The following is a 25831-nucleotide window of genomic DNA, read 5'->3' as shown; positions in this document are numbered from 1 at the left end:
GGTCCCGCTCGGACCACGGAGAACAAATGAAGGTGCTGAGTCTCACTGCGAACGTCCCCGGGTTCTACCGGCGGGAGACCGACGCGCTGGCGGAGTTGGGCGTCGAGCGAACCACGCTCGAAGTGCCCGGCGACCCCGAGGCGGGCCGGTCGATTCGAGACTATCTCCGATTCGTCCCGGAGGTGCTGGCCGAGTCCGCGCGCGACTACGACCTCGTCCACGCCAACTACGGCCTGACCGCCCCGGCCGCGCTCGCCCAGTCCCGCCTCCCGGTCGTCCTCTCGCTGTGGGGGTCGGACCTGCTCGGCGCGTTCGGGTGGCTCTCGCGGACCTGCGCTCGGCGCGCCGACGAAGTGGTCGTGATGTCCGAGGAGATGGCGGCCGAACTCGACCGGGAGACCCACATCGTCGCCCACGGGGTGAGCCTCGACCAGTTCCGGCCCGCCCCGCGGACCGAGGCCCGCGCCGCGGTCGGGTGGTCCCACGACGCCCGCCACGTCCTGTTTCCCTACGCGCCCGACCGGGAGGTCAAGGACTTCCCGCGGGCCGGACGCGTGGTGGAGACGGCCCGCGAGCGGGTGGACGCCCCCGTGGAACTCCACTCGCTCGGCGACGCGGACCACGACCAGATGCCGAACTACATGAACGCGGCGGACGCGCTCCTGCTGACCTCCCGCTGGGAGGGGTTGCCGAACTCGGTCAAGGAGGCGCTGTGCTGTAATCTGCCGGTGGTCGCGACCGACGTGGGCGACGTGCGCGAGCGCCTGCGGGGCGTCTCGCCGTCGTTCGTCGGCGACTCCGACGCGGGACTCGCCGCGGCGCTGGCAGAGATACTCGCCGACCCCCGGCGGTCGAACGGCCGGGAGTCGGTCGCGGACCTGCGCGTCGAGCGGACGGCGGCGCGCCTCACGGCCGTCTACGAGCGCGCGCTCGGTCGGGACTCGGCGAGTCGACGAGTGCCGGGAACCGCCGCGGGTCGCAGGACGGGAGAAACGGCACCCGACGCTCCGATGGTACGCACTGTCGAATCTCCGCCGTATCAGAAAGAGGAGAGCTGAAGCGACTCGGCTACGCCATCTCGGCGACTTCGACCGCCGCGTCGGACTTGAGCCACGCGTCGGTGTTCTCGGTGTCGTAGACCACCATCTCGCCCGCGCCGTCGCTGACGGCGGCGTATCGCTCCGTCTGAAGCGCGTCTTCGTCGCGGTTGTTGTCGGTATCGTATTTCTCGGTCATTGGGTGTCGCCCGCTTCTGTTCCGTAAGCGGGTTTCTATGGGTAACTTACCGCCGCGAGTTGATAAGGGTTAGCTAACTCGCAGGTAACCGCGCGACCGCAACCGGCTCGTTGGGGGGCCGAGTCCACACCGTGGCGGGCCGAGTTCGCTTCGCGATGGGCCGACCAGTCCGGGACCGTACCTGACGCCTCGCGTCCGAAAATCCCCGCCCGTGACGGGTTTTTCACCGCCTACGGCGGCACAGGCGGCCCATAACAAAGCCCCGACGCGGGGAGTTCTGGAAGTAACTACGCGTCCGGACGGGCGCGGTCTGACATCACCATGGATACGGACACGCACACCTCCCGGAGACGGGAGAAAGGCGCACTCATCGTCGGTTTCGCGTCGCTCGCCGCGGCGGTGCTCGTCGCTCACGGGTCGCCGCCCGAGGCGTACGAACTCTCGATATACGCCGGGACGCCGGTCGCGTTCTGGGTCGGAACGAGCATCGCGCTGCTGGTCGGGGTCTTCGTCGGTCTCCGGGCCGAGGGAATCGCCGGGCGGTTGGCGCTGGTCCTCGCCGGAGTCGCCATGTTCGCGGTGGCCTCGCTCCCCGTACTGCGGTCGTACTACTTCTTCGGCGCGGGCGACTCGCTGACCCACCTCGGGTGGGCCAAGGACATCGCCGCCGGAAAGCTCTCGGTGCTGAACTTCCTCTACCCCGGGACTCACACCGTCGCGGTGATTCTCTCGGACGTGACGGGGATGGGACTCCCCCGCGCGATGCTGGTGATGGTGTCGGCGTTCACCGCGGTGTTCCTCCTGTTCGTCCCGCTGACGACGTGGACCATCACCCGCGACCGGCGCGCGACCACGCTGGCGGCGCTGTCTGCGCTGCTGTTCCTGCCGATAAACAACGTCAGCGTCTTCGACATGCCCCATCCGACCACGCAGGCCATCATGTTTCTGCCGCTGATACTCTACCTCGCGGCGCGGTACCTGGTCCGCGCCGACCGCGAGGGCCTGTTCGTCGGCACCCCGACGGGGGCGCTGATGGCGGTCACCTCGATGGCGGTCGTGCTGGTCCACCCCCAGCAGGCCGCGAACGTCCTCGTCGTGTTCGGTTCCATCTTGGGCCTCCAACTCCTCGCCCGCTTCGTCGGGAGTCGCGAGACCGACCACCGGACGCTCGCGCTCCAGACGGTGTTCCTCGCAGGAGTGTTCGCGGTGTGGGCACCTCGCCACGAGCGCGCGACCGGGGCGACCTCCGCGCTGCTCGGCATGCTGTCGAGCGGGTTCCGGCTCGGCCAAGAGACCACGCAGGCCGCGGGGTCGGTGTCGGCGGTCGGCGGCTCCCTCCAGATACTGTTCGCCAAGCTGTTCCTCGTGAGCGTCGTGTTCTGCGCGCTCGCCGGACTGTCGGTCCTCGGCGGCCTCCTCGGCCGGTTCGAGGACGCGCCCGACGTGACGTCGTTCTCCCGGTACCTCGGACTCGCGCTGGTCCCGCTGTTCGGACTGTTCACCGCCTACTTCATCGTCAGCTACGAGAAGCTGCACTTCCGACAGCTCGGGTTCATCATGGTGCTGGTGACGATACTCGGCGCGGTGGCGCTCGCTCGCGGGATGGACACCCTCTCGACGCGATTCTCGCCGGGAACCGCGCGGACGGTGGTCGGCGTCGCGGTCGTGGTCATGCTCGCGCTGTCGGTCCCGACGGTCTACCAGTCGCCGTACATGTACCAGAGTTCCAGCCACGTCTCCGAGGCCCAGATGAGCGGGTACGAGACGGCCATCGAACACCGCGGGTCGAGTCCCTTCATCGGCATCCGGTCGGGCGGCGAGCGGTGGACCGACGGGGTTCTGGGCTACCAGCAGAGTCGGCGACTGAAACTCGCCGCCGGGAGCCTCTACACCGACGACTCCCACCCCGCGGTCGGAGAGAACTTCACCGGACGCTACGTGGCGCGCCACTACGACGACCGGTACCTCGCGTTCACCGACCGGGCGCGCCAACGCGACCTGCGGGTGTACGACGGCTTCCGGTTCGGCGCGCGCGGGTTCCGGTCGCTCGACGCCGCGCCCGGACTGAACCGCGTGCAGGCCAACGGCGGCTTCCAGATGTACCGGATAAACGGGACGAGCTAACGTGACGCGAGTCGCGCACAACCGACCGAACGACGATGCACTCGAACCACTATGGACTTGAAACGCTTCGCGCGCTCGTTCAAGGCGATGCTGAGCGCCCGCGCCCTCCACATGGTCGCCAGCGGCGTGTTGATGGTCGTCCTCGCCAGAGTCCTGCTCACCCAGACGGAGTACGGGTTGCTCGGGGCGGCGCTGGCGGTGATGGGCGTCGTGCAACTGTTCACCGACCTCGGCATCGCGAAGGCGGCCGCGCGCTACATCACGGAGTACCGAGAGACGAACCCGAGTCAGGTTCCCCACGTCCTCCGGGCGGCGGTGGTCTACCGCCTCGCGGCCATCGGCGTCGTGGGCGGCCTGTTCGCGCTCCTCAGCGGGCACATCGCCCGGGTCGTCGGCCAACCCGAAATCGGTCCTCTACTGGTCCTCGGAGCGGGGTACGTCGCGGTCCATTCGCTGTTCACCTTCTCGCAGGTGCTGTTCCAGGGGTACAACCAGATAACCTACAGCGCCGCGATTCGGGCGGTCGGGTCGGTCGGCCGACTCCTCCTCGCGGTGGTGTTCGTCCTCCTCGTCGGCGGCGCGGTCGGCGCGCTGGTCGGCTACATCGTGGGCTACGGCGTGGGCGCGCTAGTCGGCCTCGGCCTGCTCTACCGGAAGTGCTACCGCGACGCCGACCGCGACGAACCGCCCGAGGACGGTCTCACCCGCCGGGTCGCCCGGTACAGCGTCCCGCTGACCGCGACCCGCGGGGCCAACATCCTCGACAAGCGCGTGGACACGATTCTGGTCGGCTACTTCATGAACCCGGTCGCGGTGGGTTACTACTACCTCTCGAAGCAGATAGTGGACTTCATCCACTCGCCCGCGGCCTCGCTCGGGTTCACGCTCTCGCCCGCCTACGGCGAACACAAGGCCGAGGGCGAGACCGACCACGCCGCCCAGATATACGAGACGACGCTGAAGTACATCCTCCTGCTCTACGTCCCGGCCGCCGCCGGGATGGTCATCGTGGCCGAACCCGCGATTCGACTCGTCTTCGGCGCGAAGTGGGTCGACGCCGTGCCTGTCCTCCAGATGTTCGCGGCCTACGTCGTCCTTCAGGCGGTCTCGTACGTCACCGGCGACGCCCTCGACTTCCTCGGTCGGGCGCGCGAGCGCGCCGTCGCCAAAGGGGGCGGGTCGGTCGGTAACTTCCTGCTGAACCTCGTGATGATTCCCGCGTTCGGCGTGGTCGGGGCGGCCGCGGCCACCGTCATCACTCACACCGCGGTGTTGGCCGTGACCCTCTGGGTCATCCACGCCGAACTGTCGCTGTCGGTCACCGAACTCGTCCGTCACCTCGCGGCGGTGGTCGCGGTCACGGCCGCGATGTCGGCCGCCGTGTACACGGTTCTCGCCCAGATTGGAGGCATCGGCGCGCTGGTCGTCTCGATTCTGGCGGGCGTGGCGGTCTGGGCCGGACTGTCGGTGGCGGGCGGCCTGCTCGACCTCCGGCGCGTCAGAACCATCCTCACCTGAAGACCGAACAGACGATTCGACGAACTCACTCACTCACCGAAACCCATGTCACGAACGAGACTCCCAATTATTTGGCTCTCGGCGGCGAGGGTCGGAGCATGAACGACACCGACGCGTCCGACCGCGGAGCGGTCGGAGCGGACCGGACCCCCGACGTGTCGAACCAGACCGTACTGATAACCGGCGGCGCTGGCTTCGTCGGAAGCCACCTCGCCGAGGCGCTGGTCGAGGACAACGAGGTGCGGGTGCTCGACGACCTCTCGGGCGGCGCGCGCGAACACGTTCCCGAGGGCGCGCAACTCGCGGAAGGCGACATCTGTGACCACGAGACGGTCGCCGAGGCGATGGACGGGACCGACCTCGTGTTCCACGAGGCCGCGCTGGTGTCGGTCGAGGAGTCGGTGGAGAACCCGACGGAGAGCAACCGGGTCAACGCCGCCGCGACCGTGAACCTGCTCGAACGCGCCCGCGAGGAGGACGCCCGCGTCGTCCTCGCGTCGTCGGCCGCCGTCTACGGCCACCCGGAGTCGGTGCCGGTCTCGGAGGGCGACTCGAAGGACCCCACCTCGCCGTACGGCATCGACAAACTCTCGCTCGACCACTACGCCCGGCGGTACCACGACCTGTACGGACTGGAGACGGTCGCGCTACGCTACTTCAACATCTACGGACCGCGCCAGAACCCCGAGTACAGCGCGGTCGTGAACGTCTTCTTCCGACAGGCGGCCGACGGCGGCCCGCTGACGATCGAGGGCGACGGCCAGCAGACTCGGGACTTCGTTCACGTCTCGGACGTGGTGCAGGCCAACCTGCTTGCGGCGACGACCGACCGCGTGGGCGAGGCGTTCAACGTCGGCACGGGCCGCAGCGTCACGGTCGAAGAACTCGCGGAGACGGTCGTCGAGGTGACCGACTCCGACGCCGAGATTACCCACGTCGAACCGCGACCGGGCGACATCCGACACAGCGAGGCCGACGTCTCGAAGGCGCGGACGGAACTCGGGTACGAACCGTCGGTTTCGCTGGAGGCAGGTCTCCGTGCGTTGGCCGAGTCGAAGCAAGGTCGGTAATCGGACCCGCGCGTTCTGTTTTCGGCGTTCAGAGAGCTTTGCCGGACGAACGGTCCCGAGAGCTATCGTTCCGTGACCGATTCCACTCTCGGAGATTAATCGACAATAAAACTACTATTCTGCCGAGTTCTGTTTACTTACTCGTCTATAAACATTTATATGAATTGTAGTGGATGTATGTTATGCATGTCAGACCATAGCAGGCGGACGTTCCTCAAGGCGGCGGGGAGCGCTGTCGGTAGCGCAGCGCTGGTGAGTGGACCGGTCAGTGCGGACGGAAGCGGAGCGCGAAAGACGCGGTTCCTCGTCGACCTGCAGGAGGTTTCACGCAGTGACGTCCCGGACGACGTGGAGATCATCCACGACATCTCGGAGATCGACCTCCTCGCGGCGCGGGGGGACCCGGACGCGGTCCCCGGTGGGTCGTCCACGACGCCGGACGTGACGGTCTACCGAGACGACCAGACGTACGACGGCGGCCCGGCCAAGGAACACGACGCGAAGGGCGAGGGCAGCAAGGGTCCCGCGTGGGACAGCGGCGAACCGACCAACACCGAACTCCAGTGGGACAAGCGCAAACAGCGCGTCGGCGACTTGACCGAGAACCCCGGTAACGGTCGGACCGTCCAAGACACCACGAAGGGTGAGGGTAGTCGCGTCGCCGTCGTGGACACGGGCGTCTACGACGGCCATCCTGACCTCGCAGACGTGGTCAACACGGAACTGTCGGCGAACTACACCACCGACGACTACGACTTCCGACCCAACGGCGCGGGCGACCACGGGACTCACGTCGCGGGCATCGTCGCCGGGACGAACGCGAACGGCGAGGGAGTCCTCGGTACCGCGCCCGCGACCGAAATCGTCGCTCACCGCGTCTTCTCGGGCGTTCCCGGCGAAGGCGCGTCGACCGGCGACACGATAGCGGCGCTCACCGACGCCGCGACCAAGGGCTGTGACGCCGCGAACTTCAGCGTCGGGTACCCGCCCGCGAACCCGAACGAGGACTGGGTCTCCGGCGTGAAGGAAGCCTACAGCCGTCTCGCGGAGTACGCCCGCTCGCAGGACATGATAATCGTCAACTCCGCCGGGAACGCCAGCGTCGACATGACCCCCGACGACGTCATCAGCCTCCCGACGGAGGTCGAGGGCATCTTCGGCGTCTCCGCCACGGGTCCCATCGGCTACCTCTGGGACGACAAGAAGCCCAGCCGCGAGGACAAGGGACTCAAGAAGTTGGAGAAACCGACGACCCAGCCCGCGAAGTACACCAACTACGGTGAGGGCGTGGACGTGAGTGCCGAGGGCGGTAACTACGACCTCGACGCGTATCGGAAGGGCATCGAGGGCTGGTACTACGACCTCGTGTACTCGAGCGTCGTCGAGTACGACGCCGACGGCGAACCGGTTCCCGACTACGGTTGGAAGGCGGGCACGTCCATGGCGGCCCCGCAGGTGACCGGCGCAGTCGCGCTCGCACGCTCGCTCCGACCCGACATCACCGCCGAGGAACTCGAATCGCTGATAAAGGAGACCGCGACGGACGCACCGGGCGGCGAACTGTACCACGGCGCGGGCCACCTCGACCTCCGCCGACTGGTCAAGCGCCTCCGATAACCGGCGCGGACCGTTCTCGTTTTCGCAGTTGCGTTTTCGGCGTTCGTTCCGGCGACCGTCTTCGGATAGCCCGACTGCTCGACAGTCTCGGTTTCGGATGTCGGTCGTCGTTCCACGTATCGTCAGAACCGGATTCCGACCCGTCGCCAGCCAGACGGAGCGTAGCGACCGAACGATTCCCGTATCGGGCGCTCGTTCGTGGATGTCGAACGACGGTACGCCGGTTCGAAATCAGATTCGCGTCACTTCTCGTTGATGGACTCGCTCGCGATGTTGCGGCCGCGAGTCTTCAGACTCACTTCCCGCCGTTTGCGGACTTCTTCGAGTACGTCCACTTCGATGAGTCGCTCGAAGATACTCTCGACTTCGTCCACTTCCATGCCGAGGAAACCGGGAATCTCGAACGGCGAGACCCCGGAGTAGAGCGCCATCAGCACCTCCTTCTCGACCTCGTCGAGTTCGACGCCGCCCTCGTTCTTGCGTTCGCCTTTCTGAAACAGCGATTCCAAGAGCGCACAGCGGCGGGTCTGTCCCGACACGTACGTCTGGACGCTGGTGTCGCCCTGCGTGTGTTCGACCTCCAGCACCGTCCGCTGTTCGCCTTTGACCGTCCGGGTCGCGCGTTCGACCGACCCGATGTCGTCGAGTTCGATGCCGACGAACGTGCCCGAGGCGATGGCGACGTTGACCATGCCGTCGGTAATCTTGACGCGGGCCTTCTCCCAGTTGGTGTCCTGCACCACGCCCCCTTCGACGGCGGGGTGCTTGGTCAGAATCATCTTCTGGTTCAGCAGGGCACCGTAGAGGTCGGTCTCGAACTCCTCGATGTCCACGTTCGTGCCGATAAGGATGACGTTGTCGCCGAACTCGACGCTGAGGTAATCCGAAACCGAAGCGACCGCCTGATTGACGTCGTAGCGGCCTTTCAGGCCCTTCACGTCGGACAGCGGAATCGACCGCTTGCCCTGATTACCGGCCAACACGATCCGCTTGTTCGACAGCAGAACGCGGCCGCTGGTCCAGTCGGGGTCGTTGAGTTTGCGGCCGCTCTTCACGACCTGCAAGAACTTCCCCTGCGTATCTGTGATCTTGTGCTCGCCTTCCTTGCTCATGAGTCGTGTCTACGTTCTCGGCGCGGTCGCTCGCGTCGGCGACCCGTCGCCTAGTGGGTCCCCGGAGGGATGTGGTCTGTCGGGATTCGATACGGTCATCACAGGGACGGATTGATGGTCAGGACTCGCTTCGCATGTCGTCTACTCGCGCGGCGAGTTCCTCGATGGCTTCGGTCTGTTCGCGGGTCGCCGACACGATGTCGTCTGTCGCGCCCTCGACCTCGCGGGTCTGGTCGCGCACGTCCTCGACCGTCGCCATCACCTGCTCGACGTTGGCGGCTTGCTCGTCGTTGGCCTCCGCGACCTCGGTCACGCCGGTCGCGGCCTCTTCGACCGCGTCGGCGATCTCTTCGAGCGCCACCAGTGCGTCCTCGATTTCCTGCCCGGCGTACTTGACCTGTTCGTTAGACTCCTCGACCGCGACGACGGTCTCGTTGGCCTGCGACTGAATCTCCTCGATACGCCCGGCTATCTCCTCGGTGTGTTCGCGGGTCTCGTTGGCCAGTTCCTTGACCTCGTCGGCGACGACCTCGAACCCGCTTCCGGCCTCGCCCGCGCGTGCGGCCTCGATGTTGGCGTTGAGCGCGAGCAGGTTGGTCTGGTCGGCCACCTCGGCGATGACCTCGACCACGTCTTCGATCTCGTTCATCTGGGATTCGAGTTCGGTCACGGTCCCCACGAGTTCCTCGCTCATCTCGATGACCTCGTCGGTGGCCTCGCGAGCGCCCTCGCTGGATTCGAGACCGCTGTCGGCCGACGCTTTGGCCTGTTCGGCCGCCGACGCGACCTCGTCGGAACTCGCCGCGACCTCCTCCATGCTCGCCGAGAAGTTCTCCATCTGGGTGGCGACCTCCGAGAGCTGTTCGGTCTGCTCGCCGACGCGCTCGTCGATGGCGCGGGCCGACTGGGAGGCCTGTTCGACCGAGCTTTCGAGGTCGTCGGCCTTCTCGCCGACGCGTTCGGTCAGCGTCTCGAACCGCTCGGCCATGGCGTTGACCTGTCCCACGACTTCGACCAGTGAGTCGTCTACGACCCCGTGTTCGTCTTCGAACGACGCGCGGGCCGAGAGGTCGCCCATCTCCATCGCGGTCAGGGTCCCGATGAGTTCCTCGACCAGCGAGGTGACGCCCTCCTGACGCCGGACGTCCTCGGTCCGGTCGCGGACCGTCTCCACGACCGCGATGAGTTCACCGTCGTCGTACAGCGGCATGGCCGAGAACTCGATGCTCCGCTCGACGCCCTCGCGGTCCACCATCGTACTCTCGTCGGTGTAGAGCCTCCGTTCGGTGTCGGCCCTCCCGACGCCGAACTCGACGTCTGCCGATTCCGGGGCCTCGGCCACCTTGTCGGCCAGCGTCTTCACGCGCCGCCCGTCGGGGTAGAACGCCTCGGAGACGTTTTCGGTCCCGAGCGCCTGCTCGGCCGGGACGCCGGTGAGGTCGGCCAGCGCGGAGTTCCACGCCGCGACCTCGTCGCGTTGGGTGTCGAGCATGAAGACCGGAACGCCGATACCGTCGAGCAGGTCGTCGTCGTCCACGTTGAGTTCGTCCTCCTCGTCGGCCGACCCGACCGACCCCGCCGACCCGTAGGCGTCGAGACCGGTCCGCATGTCGGCCATCGTCGCCGAGAGCGCGGACTGGAGTTCGTCTTCGGCGCGCTGGAGTTCCTCGGCGACCGCCTCGTTGTTCGCGCCGAGTCGGTGGCCGAGTCGCTCGAACGTCTCCGAAACCAGTTCCTCGACGCCGACTTCGTAGGTTTCGGCGAACGCCGCGGCCGACACCTCGGCGTCGACGTGTCGTCGGCCGAGGTCGGTCGCGTCACCGGACGCAGACGCGGGGTCGTCGAGAACTTGCCCGAGGTGGACCGCCTGCGCCTGACGGAGGTCGTCGCTCGCGTCGGTGTTCCGATACGCCTCGTCGAGTTGCGAACGCGTGACGGTTCGACCGCCGGAGACGGAGACCTCACCGGTCTGGGTACCGCCGTCGAAGGTCACGTTTCGCTGTCGTTCGGCGGGGCTATCACCGCCGCGTAAATTCCGGAGAATTTTCAGTAATCTGTCCCTGACCATCTTATGCCTGAAAGAGACACCAACCGGATATAAAGTTTTACGCAAATTTCACGCGCGATAACCCGGTGGCGTGCGCGAGTCGGCGTCGTCGCGATTCCGCCTCAGGTCCGGCGCAGGCGTCCGCTGTCCGGCGCTGAATCGCCGATACCGCTACCCTCTCCCACCGAGTTTCGAGAGCGCGGAGAACGCCCGTTCCCGGACCTCCTCGTCGTCGGTGTCGTCGATGATGGCGTCGAGTCGTCGGCGGGCGCGTTCGCCGCCGACCTTCCCGAGCGTGAACGCCGCCTTCGACCGAGCGTCGCTGCTCGCCTCGGGGTCGTCCAGCACGTCCAGCAGGGCGTCCTCGGCGCTCTCGCCCCCGACGTTGGCGATGCTGGTCGCGGCGAACTGCGCGGTCATCCCGTCCTTGTCGTCGAGTACCGACGCCAACGCCTCGATGGCTGCCTCCCGGTTGCGCTCGCCGGTCACTCTGCCGAGCAACCACGCCGCGTTCCGACGCTGGTGGGGTTGGGTCCCTTGGTCGAGGATGTCCACCAGCGAGTCCACGACGCTCCGGTGGTCGGTCGCGCTCAGTTTCTCGACCATCCGTTCGCGCAACTGGTGGCTCTGCTGGCCGGGCGCGTTCGAGAGGAGTTCGATGAGCGAGAACACCGCCGCTCGCCGGACCGCCTCGACCTCGTCGGACAGTAACGAGACCAGCGCGTCCAGCGGTTTCGCGCTACCGAAGTTACCGAGCGAGTTGGCCGCGATGCGCCGGACCGTCTCGCTCTCGTCGTCGAGCAGGTCCAGCAGCGCTTCGAGCGACTCCTCGCCGCCAATGCGACCGAGCGAGTCGGCGGCCTCCCGTCGGACCTCGACGCTCTCGTCGCCCAGTCGCTTCCGGAGCGCCGGGACGGCCCGCGGGTCCTCGATGCGGCCGAGCGCGCGGGCCGCCCGCGCCCGGACTCGCTGGTCGGCGTCGCCGAGACGGCTCACGAGCGCCTTCGTCCCGGCTTTGTTGCCGATGCGACCCAGCGCGTTGGCCGAGGCCATCCGGAGTTCCGGTTGGTCCGCCGAGAGGGTCTCGACCAGCGCCTCCGCCCGCGCCCACTCGGCTCCTTCGGTCGGTACTTCCTCGCCGGTCAGCGCGGAGACCAAGCGTTCGACGGCGTGACGCTGGTCGAGGGCGTCGATGGCCGCGGCGCGAACCACTTCGCTGTCGTCGCTCTGGGCCGCAGTCACCAGCGGGTCCAGCACGTTGCGGTCTTCGGCGTCTACCTCGCCGAGGATGTCGGCCGCGCGCTGACGGACCGGCTCGCTGTTGCTGTTGGTCAACAGCGTGGTGAGTTTGTCCACGTCCCCCGTCTTCTCCAGTTCGAACAGCGAAGTCACGACTGTCCAATCGAATCGGTCCGAGAAAAAACGTGGTGGTACTCGACTGAACGTCGAGAGGAAGGTCGGTTAGCGAACTGTGCGCGTTAGACCGTGACTGCGCTCTCCTGGGAGAGCGACTGCGGAACGTTGGCGCGGTAGAGCGTCACTGCTCCGTACTGCGTGGTGAGCTTGAGTTTGACCTCTTCGCCCTCACCGAGCGCACTGCTGATTTCTTCGGGACTCATCTTGATTTCGAGACGGTCGTCCTGCGTGTTGAGGACAGGCTTCGAACCGTCGGGGTCCTTGATGGTGTTGACCGTGAACGAGTCAGAATCTGGTCCAGTAACCTCGTCACTAGCTTTACCTTCGTCAGAGTCGTAGACGAGGGTCTGAGCTTTCTTTGGGCCGATCCACTCGATAGTGGCGGCCGAGAGGTTGATGTCGTCGGACCCGGACCCGCGCATGACCGTCAGGCTGATGTCGGTGACCTGCTCGTTACCGACGTTACCGAACGCGCTCACGACCTGCACGCGGTTCGAGACCTGCGCGCTGGACTCCTGACCAGTCTGCTCGGACTTCGTCTGGAGGAATCCTGCCGTGTTGATGAGAACGCCCGCTGCGATTGCAGCGACCAGCACCATCGCGATGAACACGATGAGCGTACCGATACCCACTTGACCTCTGTCAGTTAACCGCTCCTTGATTTTTTCTTTCATTTTCTCACGTCCTGTCCGAACGTCAATGTGACATTGACCACGGACTCTATCCGGAACGATACAAACCTCCGTAATAAATCTACGGCCACGATTATCAGACGTGATATTGGTCGGTGCGACCGAGTCGGAATCAGACAGGTAGCGTATACTCGGGTCAAACCCTCCGAGAGATGGAATTTCGGCCGAGCCGACTCATCTGTGCGCAGTAATACTGTAGATGACGAACAGGTAGCCGACGGTCGTGATGAGGTAGTTGACCGACAGTAACATTCGGGTCTGTTCGAAGTTAGTCGCAAACGCACTGACCGTCGTCGCTATCGCCGCCGCGACGATGAGTGTAAAGCCAACTGACAGATGGAACATCGCCTGCCTCGACGTTCGATTGTACGCGCGAACCGCGAATCCGACCATGGAGAGACCGGCGACTGTGAGGGTCAGGCTGAACACCGTATACAGCAGTTCTATCGTTTGCATGGGTTCTCTGTGTCGAGAGACCGTCGACCTGCGCGACGTGGTCGGGCCGAGAGCGTGTGCAAGCTACCGTCCCGGACAGCGATTGTACTCACTCGGCCTTGAGGTCGCGCCAGACGTCCGCGAGCGCGTTGTCCACTTCGGGCCGGTCCTCGGCCGACACGTCGATAGCCCCGTCCTCGAACGAGATTTCGAGTGCATCGACGTTGCGTCGGTAGACTTTCGTGCGTCTCCCTTCGTCGGAGAACTCCCGGCCCGACAGTTCGAGGAGTTCGGCCTCGGTGAGTTCCTCGATTCGGCGGTAGCTGGTCGCTATCGGGATTTCGAGTTCGTCGCTCAGCTCCTGGGCCGACTTGGGTTCGTTCGTGGCCCGGAGTATCTCGGCATTGTACTTGTTGCCGAGTACTCGGAGGAGTTCGACGGCCTCCATCAGTTATCGCGTTTGAAAACGTGGGTTAAAAAGGTACCGTAGCCGATTCGTCAGCCGAGACCGAGTAGTCGGCGTCGGAACAGTAAAGTGGTCCCCGCGGGTCGCATCGAATATGCCCGAGACCGTCGGCGACGTTCAGGTCCTCGAATTCAGGCTCGAGGACCGGAAGTACTGCATCGACATCGCGCACGTGGACGAAATTGTCGACAAGGAAGAACTGACACCGCTCCCGAACTCCGACCCACATGTCGAAGGTGTGATGGACCTCCGCGGAACGACGACCACCATCATCAATCCCAAGCAGGTGCTGGACTTGGAGACGACCGAAACCGGCCAGCGCGTGGTCGTCCTCGAAGGTGACGGCGATGGCGAGAACGTCGGGTGGCTCATCGACGCGGTGAACCAAGTCGTCAGCATCGACACCGGCGAAGTAGACGAGAGCGTCGAGAGCGAGTCGGTTCGAGGTATCGTCCGACAGGACGACGACTTCGTGGTCTGGGTCAAGCCCGAAGAGATAAACGACTGACCGACCCGGCCTCGATAGCTGGCCCGCCTCCGCTATCGGTCCCGCGTGACCGTCTCGCCCGGCGGAACGCCCGCGCCCGGCGAGAGCTTCGTCCCGACGTTCAGACTCGCGTTGATGCCGGTTTTTGCGCCGTCTCCGGCGACAACGCCGAACTTCCGGCGACCGGTCGAGACGCGTTCACCCTTGACCGTCAGTTTCACTGGTTGGTCGTCGTGACGGAGGTTGGCGACGTTCGTCCCTGCACCGAAGTTCACGTCGCGGCCCAGCACGCTGTCGCCGACGTAGCTGAGATGGGCGACGTGCGTCCCACGGCCGAGAACACTGTTCTTGACCTCGACGCTGTGGCCGACTTTTGCGTCTTCATCGACGAGAGTCGCGCCGCGGACGTACGCGTTCGGCCCGACGCTCGCGCCCGAGCGTACCAGCGCCGGACCCTCGATCACCACGCCAGCGTCCACGGTCGCACCTTCCTCGACAACCACGTCGCCTCGGATGTCGGCGTCCTCGTGGACGGTGCCCCGGAGGTCGCGGTCTAACTCGCCGAGTTTCCACTCGTTGGCCTCCAGCAGTTCCCACGGACGTCCCACGTCGAGCCATCGGTCGAGTTCGACCGCCGAGACGTCGTACTCCTCGATAGTGCGCGCGAGAACGTCGGTTATCTCGCGTTCGCCGCGCTCGCTCTCGGGCACGTCCAGCCAATCGCGGGCCGCCTCGGGAAACAGGTACGCCCCCGTGTTAGCGAGGTCGGTCGGAGGGTCGGCCGGTTTCTCGACGATGTCGGTGACGGTGTCGCCGTCCGTCGAGAGGACGCCGTAGTTCGAGGGAGCTGAGACCTGCATCGCGCCGACCGCGGGTCCCGCCTCGAACAGCGCTTCGACGCTCTCGGGGTCGTAGAGGTTGTCGCCGTTGAGGACGGCGAAGGGACCGTCTAGCAGGTCGCGGGCGGCCCGCACCGCGTCGGCGGTGCCCGACTGGGACTCCTGCACGGCGTAACGCACCGGGATGCCCGCGTACTCCTCGCCGAAGTAGTCCCGGACGGCGTCGGCCTCGTAGCCGACGACGACGACGAGTTCGTCCGCGCCCGCGTCCACGGCGGCGTCGGCGGCGTGGGCGGCCAACGGGCGGTCCGCGACCGGCAGCATCGGTTTGGGGAGCGACGCCGACAGTGGTCGAATCCGCGTTCCCTCGCCCGCCGCGAGAACGACCGCCTGAATGCTCTCGGGTGTCATCGTGGGAACGACTCGGGGCGAGGCCTTTGTTACCACCTCCTTGTACGTGGGTAAGTGTGAGGTACCGCACTGATAGTGACTCCTTCCCCCGAATAACGCGGTGCCCGAACGGGAGACCGAACCGCGGTACGCTCGGCGAGAACGGGCCGACGAACGGCGATAAGTCGGTCCTACGCCCGGCGTATTTTCCCCTACCCGACGGTCAGCGAGCGTATAACAAAGGGGTCCGGTGGCAATCTGTCGAACAGCACCCGCCTCCCACGTGAGGGCGGTCAGGACGGTACAATGCGCGATGGATCGAACGGCGCGAACGATAGGCGGAGGTTACGTGACGGACCGTGCGACACCGTCCCGAGCGAATATCGCACTACGATGCTCTAATCATGATAGCTACCAATACGACGCAAGCGACCGAGACGACGGGGGTGTGCCGCTGATGTGTGGCATCATCGCCCGAATCGGCGGTGACGACGACGCCGTCGACGAACTGCTCACGGGACTCGAGAATCTGGAGTACCGGGGGTACGATTCGGCCGGAGTCGCCATCAAGAACGGTGGCGGTCCCGAGGTGTTCAAGCGCGAGGGCGAGATTTCGAACCTGAAGGAAGCGCTCTCCGAGGAGGTGCCGGACGGCGGTCTCGGCATCGGTCACACCCGGTGGAGCACTCACGGCCCGCCGACCGACGCCAACGCTCATCCCCACACCGACTGCACGGGCGACGTGGCTGTCGTCCACAACGGCATCATCGAGAACTACGACGAACTCAAGTCAGAGCTACGGGCCCGCGGTCACGAGTTCGAGAGCGACACCGACACCGAGGTCATCCCGCACCTCGTGGAGGAGGAACTCGCGAAGGGTGCCGACCCCGAGACCGCGTTCCGAGCGACGCTCGACGAACTGTCGGGCAGTTACGCCGTGGCGATGATAACCGAGCGCGACCACGCGGTGTACGCCACGCGACGGGGGTCGCCGCTGGTACTGGGCGTGAGCGACGGCGAGTACTTCCTCGCCAGCGACGTGCCCGCGTTCCTCGACTTCACCGAGGACGTGATCTATCTGGACGACGGCGACGTCGTCGTCGTGGAGTCCGACGACCACCGCATCACGGCCGCCGGGGGCGAGACGGTCGAGCGGTCGGTCCAGACGGTCGATTGGGACCCCGAAGACGCGGGGAAGGGCGGATACGACCACTACATGCTCAAGGAGATTCACGAGCAACCCGCCGCGCTCCGCCAGACCCTCCGCGGACGGGCCGACCCCGCCACCGGCGACATCGACCTCGAAGACTTCCCCGCCGGGACGTTCGCGGACGTGGACCGGGTCCAGTTCGTCGCCTGCGGCACCTCGTACCACGCCGGACTGGTCGGCGCGCAGTACCTCTCGGCGGGCGGGGTCCCCGCCCAGACGTTCCTCGCCAGCGAGTACGCGACCGGTCAGCCGCCGGTGGACGACAACACGCTGGTCGTCGGCGTCACGCAGAGCGGCGAGACCGCCGACACCCTGTCCGCGCTCCGGCAGGCCAACACCTCGGGTGCGACCACGCTCGCGGTGACGAACGTCGTGGGGTCGACCGCGGCCCGCGAGTGCGACGACGCGCTGTTCATCCGGGCCGGACCCGAAATCGGCGTGGCGGCGACCAAGACGTTCTCCTCGCAGGTCGTCTCGCTCGCGCTGCTCGCCGAGCGTCTCGTCCGCGACGTGACCGGGACGCGAACCGACGACACCCGCGAGCGACTCGGTGCGCTCGCGGACCTGCCGGGCCACGTCCAGCAGATTCTCGACTACAGTAGCGCCCGTCGAGTCGCCGAGGAGTACCGCGACAGCGACGCCTACTTCTTCATCGGCCGGGGGTCGGTCAGGCCGGTCGCGCTGGAAGGGGCGCTGAAGTTCAAGGAGATATCCTACGAACACGCCGAAGGGTTCGCCGCGGGCGAACTCAAACACGGACCGCTCGCGCTCGTCACGTCGGAGACGCCGGTGTTCGCGGTGTTCACCGGACGGAACGACGAGAAGACCCTCGGTAACGTCAAGGAGGCCGAGGCCCGCGGTGCGCCCGTAGTCGCGGTCGCCAGCGACGGACAGGACGCGGTCCACCAGTACGCCGACGAGGTCCTGACGATTCCCGACACCCACCCCGACGTCGCGGGCGTGCTCGCGAACGTCCAGTTGCAGTTGGTGTCGTACCACGCCGCCGACCTGCTCGAACGCGCGATCGACAAGCCGAGAAATCTCGCAAAGAGCGTGACCGTCGAGTAGAAACCCCCGATTACCGTGCAGAACGCTCCTGAACGGTCGGCCCGATTTACTCGCCGACCCTCCGATAGCTACGATACGATGGGTTCTGTCGTACTCTCCCTCGACGCCGAACTCGCGTGGGGGTTCCACGACCGCGAGACGATACCGGCGGACCGGGTCGCCACGGCCCGCGAGTCGTGGCTCCGTCTGCTCGAACTGTTCGACGACTACGAGGTCCCGGCGACGTGGGCGGTCGTCGGCCACCTCCTGCTCGACTCCTGCGACGGCGACCACGCCGACCACCCGGCCGCAGACGACTGGTTCGAGCGCGACCCCGGCACGTGGGAGGGACGGGACGAGCAGTGGTACGGGTCGAAACTCGTCGACGCGATAGAGAACGCCGACGCCGACCACGAGGTCGGCTGCCACACCTTCTCGCACGTCGAGATGCGGTCGGTCTCGCGGGAGATAGCGTCGGCCGAGATGCGCGAGTGCGTCGAACGCTCCGAGGAACGGGGTCTCTCGGTCGATTCGGTCGTCTTTCCGCGGAACTACGTGGGCCACCGCGACGTGCTGGCGGCCTACGGCGTCAAGTGCTATCGGGGAACACAGCCCCGGCGGTGGTACGACCGCGGCGTTCTGGGGTCCGCGGCGAAACTGCTGGGCTGGCCCAGTAAGGCGGTGTCGCCGACGCTGGTCACGCCCGAGGAGGACGAGTACGGACTGGTCGACGTCCCGGCGTCGCTCTACCTGTTCTGCTTCGAGGGCCGGGCGCGGGCGGCCGCCGAGCGAGTCGGCGACGACCCGATAGTCAGCATGGCCAAGCGCGGTATCGACCGCGCGAGCACCGAAGACGGCGTGTTCCACATGTGGCTCCACCCGAACAACCTGACCGACGAGCGGGACTTCGAGCGCATGGAGGCCATCCTCGAACACCTCGCGGCGGTCCGAGAGACCACCCCGCTGTCGGTCGAGACGATGGGTTCGGTCGCGGCCGACATCAAGGACGACGAACCGCTGCCGCGCGAACCCATCGGGCCGCGCTGACTGTGAACCGACGCGGCCGGGGGTTCCGGGCGAGGCGGGCGCTTCCGTTTTCGGCCGACGCCAACCGCCAGTGACCGCTACACACCGAGCAGAGATTCGGAGACCACCGGACGCGACGGGGTTCCCGTCCGATGGAGGCGCTCACCGACACGTCCACGGGACGCGCCGCGAGCGCGTTCGTGCGCTCGCAAGCGGGGAGGCACGGGGCGCGGTCGCGGTGGCGGTTGCGGTGCAGGGCGGTTGCGCCGCGGTGCTGTACTCCTCGGTTCGAGCAGTAGCTAGCTTCTGGTCGGCTTCTGCGTCTGGGCGGGACGGTGAAACGCTGACAGTCAGGACTCCGGTAGACGACTCACGAAGTAGCGAGTGCACGAGGCGCTCGCCGAAGTATTCGTCGCAAAAGCCGAAGGGGCGGGAGTCGAACCCGCCGAGACGGTCCGGGCGTGGGGCGCAAAGCGCCGGTCCGGGCCTGCGACTCGTCTGCTCGACTCCGCGCCGTCTCACCGCTCCCGCGATTGCTGGCGCTCGACGACGAACCGCCTCGCAGAGAAGTCGCGGGAGCGGAAGGGGCGGGAGTCGAACCACGCGAAGCCTGTAAGGCTGCCACCGGGGAGACCGGTGGTACTCTACCACTGAGCTACCCTTCCACGTTCGCAGTTCGGTCGCGTCCGACTTCGTTGTGGCCGGCGTGAGCGGCCACAATCTGACCCTCAGATGTGGAGCGCCATCAACGTTGTGCAGTCTCGTCTTCGTGGACCGACACGCGCGAGAACTCGAAGCGCGTCCCGGTCGAGTCGGGTCGGTCCTCGTCGGCGATTTCGACCGTCCACCCGTGAGCGTCGGCGATGGACTCCACGATGGCGAGTCCGAACCCGGTCCCCTCGTCCTCGGTCGTGAACCCGTGGTCGAAGACCCGGTCGCGCAGGTCTGCCGGGACCCCGGGTCCGTCGTCGGCGACGTAGAAGCCGTCGCGGTCGTCGAGCGGGCCGACTTCGACTGTGACGGTGGGGTCGGTCGCACCGGAGTCCGACGACCGACTGCTGGTGGTCCCGTGTTCCACAGCGTTACGGAAGACGTTCTCCAGCAGTTCGCGGAACCGCGCGTCGTCGGCCTCGACAACCGCGTCGTCGGTGAGACGGAGACCGGCCTCCTTCGTATCGACGGTCTCCCACGCCGCCTCCGCGACCGACGACAGCGCGACGGGGTCGGTGGCGTCCACGACCTGTCCCTGTCGGGCCAGCGTGAGCAGGTCCTCGACCAGCGAGTCCATCCGGTCGAGCGACCGGCCGATGGGCGCGAGGTGCTCGCTCTCACACTCCTCTGCGAGGAAGTCGAACCGGCCGAGAGCGACGTTGAGTGGATTGCGTAGGTCGTGGGAGACCACGCTGGCGAACTCCTCCAGTCGCTCGTTCTGGCGCGAGAGTTGGCGCTCGCGTTCTTTCTGCTCGGTGATATCGACGTAGATGGCGAACGCCTCGGCCTCGCCGTTGCCCGCCGGGGCCGTGTGGAGCAGGAAGTCCCGACACCCGTCGCGAGTCCGGCGATTGACCTCCTCGCCCTCGATTCTGTCGCCGCGTTTCACCCGTTCGTTGAGCGACTCCCCCTGATGGTGCTGGTCGGCGGGCAGGATGTAGTCGTCCACCTCGTCGCCGATTATCAGGTCCTCGGGCCACCCGAACACGTCCTCGAACGCCGGGTTCACCGACTTACAGATGGCGTCGACGCCGTCTATCTCGTAGCGCACGACCGAGTTGGGCACGTTCTCGAACAGCGCGGCGAAACGGTCGCGCTCGGCCCGGAGTTCCGTCTCGGTCCGGACGCGGGTCAGCGCCTCCGAGATGTGGGCCGCGAGGAGTTCGGCCAGTTCGCGGTCGTCCTCGTCGAACCCGTTCGGTTCCTTCGAGACCGCCTGAAAGACCGCGAAGTCGCCGATGGGAACGCTGAGTGCCGAGCGGTACTCGCTCTCGGCGGGCACCACGTCGGTCTCGCGCAGGTCGCCGACCAGCGACGATTCGCCTTCGCGGTACGCCCGGGCGGCGAGGTTGCCCTCGGTTTCGACGGGCGTCTCCTCGTAGTAGCCGTCCGTGGAGACGACCTTCGAGACCGTCTTGGTCACGAGGACGCCGTCGTCGTGGGCGTCCACGGTGCAGAGGTCGAAGGCGAGAATCTCCTCGGCGGTCTCGATGGCGAGGTCGTAGATGGCCTGTTCGGTGTCACAGGCCACCGCCCTCGCGGCCACGTCGTGGAGCGCCTCTATCTTCTGCTTGGTGTCGCGCAGTTCCGACTGGGCCTGACGGCGCTCGGTCACGTTCCGGAAGTACACCGACAGACCGTCCTCGGCGGGGTAGATTCGCACCTCCAACCACGTTCCGGGACGGAACACCGACTCGGCTTCGATGGTAACCGGCTCCTGCGTTTCGAGGGCCTCGCGATAGGCGTCGCGGAACTCGTCGCCGAGACCGACCGAGAACGCGTCTCGGATGTCCTCACCGAGGACGTCGTCGGGGTCGCAGTCGAAGAAGTCGGCCGCCCGCTCGTTGACGTAGCGAAACCGCCACTCGTCGTCCAGCGCGAAGAACGCGTCCGTGATACGCTCGAAGATGCGCCGAATCTGCTCGTCGGCTTCCTCGGCTTCGCGTTCGGCGCGGTACTGGGCGACCGCGTTGCCGACCCGGTTGGCCAGCACCGCGTACTGGTCGGTTCCGGTCTCCTTCTGGAGGTAGTCGGTCACGCCCGCGGAGATGGCTTCGCTCGCTATCTCCTCGCTCCCTTTCCCCGTGAACAGGATGAAGGGGAGCGACGGAGCGGTCTCGCGCACCTCGTCGAGGAACGTCAGCCCGTCCATCTCGGGCATCTCGTAGTCGCTAACCACGCAGTCCACCGCGCCGTCGGTTACGTGAGCCAGCGCGTCGCTCGGGGAGGTTTCAACGACCGTCTCGATGCGGTCGCTCGCCCGCTCCAAGTACGTCGCGGTCAGGTCTGCGATGGCCGAATCGTCGTCCACCAACAGGACGCGGATGGCGTTCCCCATACTATGTTTATCTTTACCAAAGTGCGGTATAAAAATCCACAGGAGAAGTGCAGTGGTTTTTACTGTGGAATAAATGCCCCAAACCCGGAGATGACGAGCGGGTCACGTGTTCACCGTCTCGATACGGTCGCTGACGAGGAGTTGTCCCTGCGCGGTCAACGAAAGTCCCTTCTTCCCCTCGTCGACCAGACCCTTTTCGCGGAGGTCGTTGAGCAGCATGGTGACCCGACTCGAATCGACGCCGAGCGTTCCGGCGAGGTCCCCGCTTCGCGCACCCGAGTAGATGGCGACCAGCGCCTCCATCTCCGCTTCCGAGGTCGTCACGTCCTCGACTTCTTGGGCTATCTCGGAGTATTCGAGTCGCAGATAGCGCCCGAGCAGGTTGAGTTTGCGGTCGCTCTCGATGGCGAACTCCGAGGTCACCGACTGGCCCTCGTCGGCGTGACGAACGAGCAGCACCGGCCCCGTCTCCCGACTCTCCTTCTTGAAGTAGGTGACGTTGGCGAGTTCCACGGTCACCGACTCGTCTCCCGCGAACTGAACTGCGCCGGACTGTATCTTGAGTTTCGCCGGACGGAACGACGCGTCGGTCACTCGACCGCCGATTCGAGTCGGATGCTTGATTCTCGCGTCGGCCCCGTTGAGTTCGGCCTTGAACAGCACGGTCTTGAACCGAGACACCTCCTCGCTCCCGGCCTCGACGACGGCGACTCTGCGGCGGTCGTCCTCGCGGTAGGCGATGGTGATGGTGTCCTGGAAGAACGACTCCAGTTCGCCGGGAACGTGACCGACGTTGATGTCGAAGATGGCCGAGAGCGGCACGGTTGTCTTCGACTCGTCGGTGGCTAACACGAGACGCTTCCGACTGAGGACGATTCGGCCCTTGACCGGTTCGGGCGAATCGAACGTGTCGAGAGTGAAGCGTGCGACGAAGTCGGCGATGACCTTTTCGGACATGGATTGGCGAGAGACGCCCGTTTCGGCGTACTACTCTTTGAAGAGCAATTCTCAGTGAGGGTAAATATTTTTTCGGTCCGGCCGGACCAGCGACGACCGGACTCGCCCCGTGCGAGAGCCACGCGACTCGGGCCGAGAAACCTAACTGTCTCTCGCGCGTTTCGTGGCGTAGATGTCCACCGAGACCTCCGGCGAGGTGTTCGACCGGCGCACCACCATCAAAGTAATCGCCGGATTCGCGGTAGCGGCGGTCCTCCTCTACCTGTTCGGCCGGGTCATCGGGTGGACGGAAATCCTGCGCACCTTTCGGAACGCGAAACCGGTCTGGATCGGGTTCGCCTTCGTCTCGACGCTGGTCTCGCTCGTCGTCTGGGCCAAGTCCTGGGACGTCATCCTCTGTACGGTCGGCATCGAAGTCCCCTTCCGGAAGATCGTCGTGACCTACTTCGCGGCCACCTTCGCCGACTACGCCACGCCGTTCGGGAAGGCCGGAGGCGGTCCCTTCATCGCCTACGTGCTGGCGGCCGACACCGAGGCCAACTATCAGGACAGTCTCGCCAGCGTCGTCACCGCCGACCTGCTGAACCTGCTCCCCTTCTTCACCTTCGCGGGTCTCGGGACGCTCGCGCTCCTGATACAGGGCGAGGTTCCGAAGCAGGCCGAGGTCCTCGTCGCCGGACTCGGCGGGATGGCCGTCCTGCTTCCCCTAGCCATCTACGGGTCCTACCGGCACCGAGAGTTCGTCGAGGGTCTCGTCGTGAAAGTGGTCTCGCCGGTCGCCCGGCGCGTCGATAGAATCGACGCCGAGAGCATCCGGGACCGCATCGACGAGTTCTACGACCTCGTGGACCGCATCGCGGCGAGCAGGCGGCAACTCGCCTACACGCTCGTGTTCGCTTACGTGGGATGGCTGTTCTTCGCCGCACCGCTCTATCTCGCGGGGCGGACGCTCGGCGTCCACCTCAATCCGGTGCTGGTGCTGTTCGTGGTCCCGGCGAGTTCCATCGCGGGCATCGTCCCGACGCCGGGCGGCGTCGGCGGCGTCGAGTTCGCGCTGGTCGGCCTGCTAGTGGCGCTGGCCGCGCTCCAGACCGACCTCGCCGCGAGCGTGGCGCTGGTCTATCGGGTGGCGAGTTACTGGTTCGCGCTGGCGGTCGGCGGACTGGCGGCCTTCTCGGTCATCCACCGGACCTAGACGTTGAGGAACGACCCGACCACGATTCGAGTGAACACCGCGATGGAACTGGACCCCCACGTCAGGAAGACGAAGTGCATGTAGGAGTTGACCTTGTGCCCGCCGTCGGCGATGCGGATAATCAGCGAGGACAGCAGGGAGTTGAGCAGGGTGATGATGACGAGCAGGTACTCGATGGTCGGGATGTCGTACACGTTCGTGTGGATGATGGTCGTGATGTCGAGTTGGCTACTGTTGAGACCGACGGACATGCTCGCCAGCACCTGCACGATCTCCAGACCGATGAAGAACGCGAAGGTGGAGGCCGCAGTAATCCCGTAGAGGACCCCGATGAGGGTCACGGTGGACTGGGCGCGGCGCTCGCGCAACTGGAGGACCTCGTTCATGTTGGCGGAGATGAGTTCGCCGAGTTTCTTCGGGTCGCCACCCATCTGTCTGCCGACGAGGAACATCTCGCTGAACTTCTGGATGAGGTACGACCGCGAGTCGGCGGTGAAGTGTCGCCACGCCATCGCGGGTTCGATGCGCATGTTGAGTCGTTTGTAGAGGTCGCTGACGTTCTCGCTGAGCGCACCGAAGTTCTTGCCCCGCAGACTCTCGAGGACCTTCGTGGTCGTACTCTGTTTGGCGCTCTCGGTCGCGCCCAGCGCCCGGATGAAACTGGTGAACTCCTCGTCGCGCTCCTTTATCCGCTCTTCCTCCCTGCGAGCGACGATGCCGGGTATCAACAGCGGCGTGGACGGAATCGCGGCGTAGAACGGCAGGGGAATCGCGTCGGGGTCGAGACTCGTCCGGCCCATCAGCACCAGCAGACAGCCACCGATGAGGAGGAAGGTCAGCAGGAGACCGACCGCCACCGAGATGCGGATGCGCCACTCGGCGTCGGTGGTGTGGCCGTCCGGGTGGTACCAGACCGGGTCGTACGGTGCCGTGTTCCGAATCATGACGAGGAACCCGGTCTGGACGAACGCGAACATCACGACGACCGCACTCACCGTCATGGTCGGGTTCGTCCCCGTCAGAATCGGCAGGACGGTCGCGAACACGAGCGCGAACGTCACGGACAGCACCATCGAGAGGTAGAGGTCCTTCATCACTTCGAGGTTCTCCAGCGACCCCTCGTAGATGGTGACGTAGTTCTGGATGACCACGTCCTGCTCGGACAGCAGGAAGTCCTGAATCTCCTGGCCCGCGTTGATGGTGTAGGCGAGTCTGTCGAGGAAGTCGGCGAACGGCTTGCTCGGCGACTTGTTCGCGCGGATTCGCAGCGCGTCGTCGAGACTCTGGTTCCACGTGTCCACCAACTGGGTGATGCGGCGCATCTCCTCGGCCAGCGCGCCGTACTCCTCCTCCTCGCCGAGCGTGCGGAACACCTCCACGCGGTCGATGTTGGCGGTCGAGAGGATGGTCATGTGCGTGATGAACAGGTGGAGGCGGTCCTCTATCTCCTTGCGCTTCTGGTCGCGCAGAATCTTGGGGTAGATGACCGCGACCACGAGCGACAGCAGGCCGAGCAGCGGGATCGGCAGGCTGATGAGCAACGGGAAGTCGGTGATTACGAAGACCACCACCGTCAGCACGAGGAAGACGACGGAGGGAGCGACGACGAGTCCGAGGTACCGGGCGACCGGCGTCTCCATGTGCTGGTAGGACTCGATGGTTGAGGACGCGAAGCTAGCCAGGAGGTCTTTGGCGTCCTTCGGATTCTCACCGGACTGTTCGTTCGTCGCCATGGTCGTCGTCGGGCGGCAGGTGTTCGCGGGGTTTTCGTCCCACCTTCATCTCTTTTTCCCTCGGAATATCTGTACTGATACTCGGCGCGCGCGGCCCGACCGTGCGGGGACCCGGTCTCGGCGGCCGTCGTGCGGGAAATCGGCGGAAGGCACAGGGAACCATAA

The 25831-nt window shown here is 65.8% G+C and carries 20 protein-coding genes and 1 tRNA gene; 9 read left to right on the top strand and 12 right to left on the bottom strand.

Annotated elements, in window-relative coordinates:
* The first annotated feature begins 26 nt into the window (after nucleotides 1-26).
* Nucleotides 27-1058 carry a glycosyltransferase gene (locus tag NGM06_RS04740; RefSeq protein ID WP_254269172.1) on the top strand — a complete coding sequence of 344 codons (1032 nt, stop codon included), beginning with the start codon at nucleotides 27-29 and terminating at the stop codon, nucleotides 1056-1058.
* A 10-nt stretch (nucleotides 1059-1068) separates the two neighbouring features.
* Here the strand turns inward: NGM06_RS04740 and NGM06_RS04735 are convergent, their stop codons facing one another.
* Nucleotides 1069-1236, bottom strand: a complete 168-nt coding sequence (locus tag NGM06_RS04735; RefSeq protein WP_254269171.1) for a DUF7331 family protein — start codon at nucleotides 1234-1236, stop codon at nucleotides 1069-1071.
* Between the two features lie 321 nt (nucleotides 1237-1557).
* On the opposite strand from NGM06_RS04735, the gene NGM06_RS04730 reads away from it, so the two are divergent.
* The 4 genes from NGM06_RS04730 (at nucleotide 1558) to NGM06_RS04715 (ending at nucleotide 7565) form a co-directional block, all read left to right on the top strand.
* Nucleotides 1558-3360: a hypothetical protein gene (locus tag NGM06_RS04730; protein WP_254269170.1), complete on the top strand. Its 1803-nt coding sequence runs from the start codon at nucleotides 1558-1560 to the stop codon at nucleotides 3358-3360.
* Nucleotides 3361-3411: 51 nt separating this feature from the next.
* Nucleotides 3412-4878: a flippase gene (locus NGM06_RS04725; protein WP_254269169.1), complete on the top strand. Its 1467-nt coding sequence runs from the start codon at nucleotides 3412-3414 to the stop codon at nucleotides 4876-4878.
* A gap of 98 nt (nucleotides 4879-4976) precedes the next feature.
* Nucleotides 4977-5948: an NAD-dependent epimerase/dehydratase family protein gene (locus tag NGM06_RS04720; protein WP_254269168.1), complete on the top strand. Its 972-nt coding sequence runs from the start codon at nucleotides 4977-4979 to the stop codon at nucleotides 5946-5948.
* A gap of 186 nt (nucleotides 5949-6134) precedes the next feature.
* Nucleotides 6135-7565, top strand: coding sequence for a S8 family peptidase (locus tag NGM06_RS04715; RefSeq protein ID WP_254269167.1), 1431 nt, complete (start codon nucleotides 6135-6137; stop codon nucleotides 7563-7565).
* A 242-nt stretch (nucleotides 7566-7807) separates the two neighbouring features.
* On the opposite strand, the gene NGM06_RS04710 is transcribed toward NGM06_RS04715, so the two are convergent.
* From NGM06_RS04710 to NGM06_RS04685, 6 genes are all read right to left on the bottom strand, one after another.
* Nucleotides 7808-8677 carry a CheF family chemotaxis protein gene (locus NGM06_RS04710; protein ID WP_254269166.1) on the bottom strand — a complete coding sequence of 290 codons (870 nt, stop codon included), beginning with the start codon at nucleotides 8675-8677 and terminating at the stop codon, nucleotides 7808-7810.
* Between the two features lie 118 nt (nucleotides 8678-8795).
* Nucleotides 8796-10670, bottom strand: coding sequence for a methyl-accepting chemotaxis protein (locus NGM06_RS04705; RefSeq protein WP_254269165.1), 1875 nt, complete (start codon nucleotides 10668-10670; stop codon nucleotides 8796-8798).
* 225 nt (nucleotides 10671-10895) lie between these two features.
* Nucleotides 10896-12116, bottom strand: coding sequence for a HEAT repeat domain-containing protein (locus tag NGM06_RS04700; RefSeq protein WP_254269164.1), 1221 nt, complete (start codon nucleotides 12114-12116; stop codon nucleotides 10896-10898).
* Nucleotides 12117-12202: 86 nt separating this feature from the next.
* Nucleotides 12203-12814 carry a flagellin gene (locus NGM06_RS04695; protein ID WP_379793204.1) on the bottom strand — a complete coding sequence of 204 codons (612 nt, stop codon included), beginning with the start codon at nucleotides 12812-12814 and terminating at the stop codon, nucleotides 12203-12205.
* Nucleotides 12815-13006: 192 nt separating this feature from the next.
* Nucleotides 13007-13288, bottom strand: a complete 282-nt coding sequence (locus NGM06_RS04690; protein ID WP_254269163.1) for a DUF7521 family protein — start codon at nucleotides 13286-13288, stop codon at nucleotides 13007-13009.
* Between the two features lie 88 nt (nucleotides 13289-13376).
* Nucleotides 13377-13715, bottom strand: a complete 339-nt coding sequence (locus NGM06_RS04685; protein ID WP_163520945.1) for a helix-turn-helix domain-containing protein — start codon at nucleotides 13713-13715, stop codon at nucleotides 13377-13379.
* A 112-nt stretch (nucleotides 13716-13827) separates the two neighbouring features.
* On the opposite strand from NGM06_RS04685, the gene NGM06_RS04680 reads away from it, so the two are divergent.
* A complete protein-coding gene (locus NGM06_RS04680) occupies nucleotides 13828-14241 on the top strand; it encodes a chemotaxis protein CheW (RefSeq protein WP_254269162.1) in 414 nt (137 codons plus the stop codon).
* Between the two features lie 32 nt (nucleotides 14242-14273).
* Here NGM06_RS04680 and glmU read toward each other — a convergent pair whose 3' ends face one another.
* The gene (gene glmU / locus NGM06_RS04675) at nucleotides 14274-15455 is read right to left on the bottom strand and encodes a bifunctional sugar-1-phosphate nucleotidylyltransferase/acetyltransferase (protein WP_254270072.1); all 1182 of its coding nucleotides are present in this window, start codon (nucleotides 15453-15455) and stop codon (nucleotides 14274-14276) included.
* A gap of 451 nt (nucleotides 15456-15906) precedes the next feature.
* Here glmU and glmS point away from each other — a divergent pair, with 451 nt between their 5' ends.
* Together glmS and NGM06_RS04665 are read left to right on the top strand one after the other, a co-directional pair.
* Complete coding sequence (gene glmS / locus NGM06_RS04670; protein ID WP_254270071.1) at nucleotides 15907-17727, top strand: glutamine--fructose-6-phosphate transaminase (isomerizing); 1821 nt, start codon at nucleotides 15907-15909, stop codon at nucleotides 17725-17727.
* Between the two features lie 78 nt (nucleotides 17728-17805).
* The gene (locus tag NGM06_RS04665; RefSeq protein ID WP_254269161.1) at nucleotides 17806-18753 is read left to right on the top strand and encodes a polysaccharide deacetylase family protein; all 948 of its coding nucleotides are present in this window, start codon (nucleotides 17806-17808) and stop codon (nucleotides 18751-18753) included.
* 558 nt (nucleotides 18754-19311) lie between these two features.
* On the opposite strand, the gene NGM06_RS04660 is transcribed toward NGM06_RS04665, so the two are convergent.
* The 3 genes from NGM06_RS04660 to NGM06_RS04650 form a co-directional block, all read right to left on the bottom strand.
* Nucleotides 19312-19397 (bottom strand) — tRNA-OTHER (locus NGM06_RS04660).
* Between the two features lie 80 nt (nucleotides 19398-19477).
* Nucleotides 19478-21781 carry a PAS domain-containing protein gene (locus NGM06_RS04655; RefSeq protein WP_254269160.1) on the bottom strand — a complete coding sequence of 768 codons (2304 nt, stop codon included), beginning with the start codon at nucleotides 21779-21781 and terminating at the stop codon, nucleotides 19478-19480.
* Between the two features lie 102 nt (nucleotides 21782-21883).
* Nucleotides 21884-22738 carry a CheF family chemotaxis protein gene (locus NGM06_RS04650; RefSeq protein ID WP_254269159.1) on the bottom strand — a complete coding sequence of 285 codons (855 nt, stop codon included), beginning with the start codon at nucleotides 22736-22738 and terminating at the stop codon, nucleotides 21884-21886.
* Between the two features lie 172 nt (nucleotides 22739-22910).
* Here NGM06_RS04650 and NGM06_RS04645 point away from each other — a divergent pair, with 172 nt between their 5' ends.
* Complete coding sequence (locus NGM06_RS04645; RefSeq protein WP_254269158.1) at nucleotides 22911-23933, top strand: lysylphosphatidylglycerol synthase transmembrane domain-containing protein; 1023 nt, start codon at nucleotides 22911-22913, stop codon at nucleotides 23931-23933.
* On the opposite strand, the gene arlJ is transcribed toward NGM06_RS04645, so the two are convergent.
* Nucleotides 23930-25666 (bottom strand): archaellar assembly protein ArlJ/FlaJ, encoded by a 1737-nt coding sequence (gene arlJ / locus NGM06_RS04640; RefSeq protein WP_254269157.1) that lies wholly within the window; start codon nucleotides 25664-25666, stop codon nucleotides 23930-23932. The two genes, NGM06_RS04645 and arlJ, sit on opposite strands and share 4 nt — an antisense overlap.
* Nucleotides 25667-25831 lie beyond the last annotated feature (165 nt).

The organism is Halorussus aquaticus, from assembly GCF_024218795.1.
In the GTDB taxonomy this organism is placed as follows: domain Archaea; phylum Halobacteriota; class Halobacteria; order Halobacteriales; family Haladaptataceae; genus Halorussus; species Halorussus aquaticus.
This window is presented reverse-complemented; position numbering and strand designations above follow the sequence as displayed.